The organism is Arthrobacter sp. I3 (assembly GCF_000520575.1).
Taxonomy (GTDB): Bacteria; Actinomycetota; Actinomycetes; order Actinomycetales; family Micrococcaceae; genus Arthrobacter; species Arthrobacter humicola_A.
Genome location: NZ_KI914945.1, coordinates 118866 through 122926 on the forward strand (window position 1 = coordinate 118866; position 4061 = coordinate 122926).

3 protein-coding genes and 2 pseudogenes are annotated in these 4061 nt (G+C 70.4%); all 5 read right to left on the reverse strand.

Annotation, left to right across the window (positions count from 1 at the left end):
• Positions 1-189: pseudogene (locus Y706_RS29405) on the reverse strand (PA-phosphatase); the annotation flags it as partial.
• A 5-nt stretch (positions 190-194) separates the two neighbouring features.
• Positions 195-1265 (reverse strand): annotated as a pseudogene (locus Y706_RS26235) (phosphatase PAP2 family protein); the annotation flags it as partial.
• Positions 1266-1280: 15 nt separating this feature from the next.
• A complete protein-coding gene (locus tag Y706_RS0117655; RefSeq protein WP_028277646.1) occupies positions 1281-2468 on the reverse strand; it encodes an MFS transporter in 1188 nt (395 codons plus the stop codon).
• Entirely contained in the window at positions 2465-3238 is a 774-nt protein-coding gene (locus Y706_RS0117660) for a DeoR/GlpR family DNA-binding transcription regulator (RefSeq protein WP_028277647.1), read from the reverse strand. Before Y706_RS0117660 ends, Y706_RS0117655 begins: the two co-directional genes overlap by 4 nt.
• Positions 3239-3302: 64 nt before the next feature.
• A partial coding sequence (locus Y706_RS26240) for an ATP-binding cassette domain-containing protein (protein ID WP_043436390.1) occupies positions 3303-4061 on the reverse strand: 759 nt, incomplete at its 5' end.

The following is a 4061-nucleotide window of genomic DNA, read 5'->3' on the forward strand; positions in this document are numbered from 1 at the left end:
GCCGATGCTGGCCGTGTTGAGCATGATCAGCTCGAGGTGCTCCGGGCTGTCGGGGAGCCCGCGCTCGACACTCACGTGGCCGACGTCGGCGACGGCGGCCTCGCCGCGCGACGCCGCCTGCACGGCGTCCGCCAGGGTGGGGGTTCCGGCGTCGCGGGCGAAATGGTTCAGCGTGCCGCCGGGGAGCACCAGCAGCGGAGCTGCTCCCGCCGGCGGACCAGGTTCGGGTAGAGGCCGATGCTGGCCGTGTTGAGCATGATCAGCTCGAGGTGCTCCGGGCTGTCGGGGAGCCCGCGCTCGACACTCACGTGGCCGACGTCGGCGACGGCGGCCTCGCCGCGCGACGCCGCCTGCACGGCGTCCGCCAGGGTGGGGGTTCCGGCGTCGCGGGCGAAATGGTTCAGCGTGCCGCCGGGGAGCACCAGCAGCGGGAGGGAACGTTCGACGGCGGCGGCCGCCGCGGCGCCCACGGTCCCGTCGCCGCCCCAGACGCCCAGGGCCGCAATGCCCGGCCGGGTCGCGACCTGGGCGATGCCCGCGTCGACGGACTCATCGGGCCCGATTTCCTTTATATACGCCTTAGGGAATACTTTTTGCAGGGCGTCGGCAGTCTCGTCAGCATAGGACCCGCCGAGGGTGTTGACCGCGATGCCGAGCCCCTGGCCGTCCGGGAGTTCCGCGGCCGGGGCGGCGCCGCGGCGGGTTTCCGGGAACGGTGGCCGGACGGGCCACCACTTCCGCGTCACCATGGCCGCGCCGGCGCCGATCGCGGACCCGAACAGCACATCCGAGGGCCAGTGGGCCCCGGTGTGGACCCGGGAGTAGGCCACTCCGGCCGCGAGGGGGGCAAGCGCCGCACCCAGGGCCGGGCGGACCATGCCGACCCCGAGTGCGAAAGCCACCGCGGAGGCGGAGTGTCCCGACGGCATCGACGAACTCGTCGGCTGCGGGTTCACGAAGCGGAAGACCGGAAGGTGTTCGGGCAGGGGGCGGGCCCGGGGCAGGAGGGTCTTGAACACGACGTTGGTCACCGCCGAGGCGGCGCCTTGCGCGATGAGTCCGTGCACTGCTGCCCGGCGCGTCTTGCCGGGCACCAGGGCCATGGCTCCGGCAACGCCGAACCAGAGTTTGCCCTTGTTGGCGGCGGCGGACAGACGGCGGAAGAAGTCGTCATGGCCTCCTCCCGGCAGATTGGAGACGGCGCCCACCAGTTTGCGGTCGAATTTCGACAGGCGGCCGGGGGCCTTCCTCAGCATGGTTCGCATTGGACCACCATACTGCTACCTCGCGGGCAGCGGCTTCGCGGCTCCGGCCAGGACCAGCGCCACCACAATCGGAATCCCGATCGCCAGCAGGGCGGTCCTGATACCGGTCACATCGCCCAGGTAGCCCAACAGGGGCGGCCCGGCGAGGAATGCAATGTAGCCCAGCGTGGACACGACGGACACCCGGGCGGCCGCCTTCCTGGGGTCGTCCGCCGCGGCGGACATCCCGATCGGGAACGCGAGGGCGGCCCCCACGCCCCACAGCACGGCACCGGCCGCGGCCAGCCAGATGGTGCCAGCGAACACGAAGAGGCAAAGGCCCGCCGTTGCCGCTGCCATGCTGGCGCGCAGCACGGCCACGCGGCCGTAGACATCGATCGCGCGGCCACCAAAGAAGCGCATGGCCGTCATGGCCAGCACGAAGGCGGCGAACAGGAGCGCCCCCGTGGATTGTTCAGCGCCCAGGCCGTCAACCGAGGCCTTGGCAATCCAGTCGTTGCCGGCGCCTTCAGTCAGGGTGGCGCCGAGGACGACGACGCCGATCAGCAGGGTGCGGCCGTCCCGCCAGGCCGAACCGCCCTTGCCGTGCTCCGCGTCCCCTGGAGCGGGTGCCTCGGCAGGCAGATGGGGCAGGAAATACCGGGGGGCCACCGTGGTCAGTACGGCGACGACGGCGGCGATGACCAGCAGGTGCTCCGGGAGCCCGACCCCCAGGGTGGACAGTCCGGCCCCGATCAGGGCGCCGACGAACGCGCCGCCGCTGAAGGCTGCGTGGAACTGCGGCATGATGGTGCGCCCGAGCCGGTGTTCGACGTCGGCACCTTCAATGTTCTGCGAAACATCCCACAAGCCGACGCCGATGCCGAAGAAGAACAGGGCAATCGCCGTCCCCGGGACGGAGGCCGCCATCAGGGACAGCGCCACGCCGACGCCGGCCGCCGCTGCCACCAGTCCGGCGCCGCGGACGGTGTTGGCGGTGCCGATCCGGCCGACGACGAACCCGGCCGTCGGCAGGGCGATCAGCGAACCGACCGCCAAGCACAGCAGCAGGGTTCCCATCTGGCCCGCGGTGATGTGCAGGATCTCCGTCACCGCGGGGATCCGGGCTGCCCAACTGGCGAAGACCAATCCATTGATCCCGAAGACAAGGAACGTCGCCCCGGTGGCAGCCTTCAGCTGCGGAACGGTTGCGGTACTGGTCATACGATCACTGCTTCCACCGAATGTTGGGCGAGTTGGTCAAGTTCTTCAGGGCTGAACGGCCGGTCGGTCACGATGGCGTCCACGGCGTCCAGGGAGGCGACGAGGGCGACGGCGCTGGCGTTCCATTTGGCTCCGGCACAGGCGACAATCACCCGGGCCGCGGATTCCAGGCCGGCGCGCTTTACGGCAGCGTCGTCGAGGTCGTGGGCCAACAGCCCGTCCTTGAGATTCAGGGCGCAGGGCGTGACGACGGCGGCGTCGAAGCGCAGCGAGCGGATGTTGGATTCCGTCATGGGACCGCGGAAGGAAAGTTCACCGGGGACGAGGCTGCCGCCGGGCATCAGGAGCTCGGGGCGGCGCCCGGCCGGAGCATCGTCCGGGGACAGCGCGGTGACGGCCCGCAGCGACATCGGCATGATCGTCATCTCACGCTGGCGCAACTGGCGGGCGATCTCCGTGGCGGTGGTGCCGCTGTCCAGCCAGACGTGTCCGCGGTCCGGAAGCATGGCCGCCACCCCGGCAGCGATCCGCACCTTGGCGGTGTGGTCCTCCAGCTCGCGTTGGCCGTATTCCGGGTTTTCACCGCCGAAAACCAGGCTCCTGGCTCCGCCGTGGACCCGTCGCAGCACGCCGTGCAGGGCCAGGATGTCGAGGTCGCGTCGGACGGTCGCACCGGAGGCGCCGCAGGCGGCGATGAGCTCGTCCACCGTCACGTGCTCCCGGTCGCGCAGCAGTCCGCCGATCAGGCGGTGCCGCTCATCAGTGTTCATGCTCAAATGCTAGCTGCTGGTGATCATTTAATCATTTGTTGCGCAGATGATGGCCCCTGTGGGGTCAGCGGGCGCGCTCTACGCGCTTTTCGTCCCAGACCGGTTCGGCGGACTCGTAGACCCTGCCGTCGGAGCCGAAGACCAGGAAGCGGTCGAAGGTGCGGGCGAACCAGCGGTCGTGGGTGACCGCCAGGACGGTGCCTTCGAAGTGGTCGATCGCCCGTTCCAGGGCCTCGGCTGAGTGCAGGTCCAGGTTGTCCGTGGGCTCGTCGAGCAGCAGCAGCGTGGCGCCGGAGAGCTGCAGCAGCAGGATCTGGAACCGGGCCTGCTGGCCGCCGGAGAGGGATTCGTACTTCTGCTCGGACTGCCCCGCCAGCCCGTAGCCGTCCAGCGCCCCGGCGGCGGCTTCGCGGCCCATGCCCGAGCGGTGCTCGTCGCCCCGGTGCAGGATTTCGAGCAGGGTCTTGCCCAGCAGGTCGGGCCGGACATGGGTCTGGGCGAAGAAGCCGGGCCGGATCCTGGCGCCGAGTTTCACGGTGCCCTCGTGCGGCACCTCCGCGATCTCGACGTCGGACACCGGCAGGTGCTCCCGCTCCGGATCCGTGCCGCCGGTGGCGAGCAGGCGCAGGAAGTGGCTCTTGCCCGAACCGTTCGACCCAAGGACGCCCACCCGGTCGCCGAACCAGATTTCGGTGGAGAACGGCTTCATCAGGCCGGTCAGTTCCAGCTTTTCGGCCACGACGGCGCGCTTCGCGGTGCGGCCGCCCTTGAGCCGCATCTGCACGTTCTGCTCGATCGGCAGGGCCTCGGGCGGGCCGGCCTC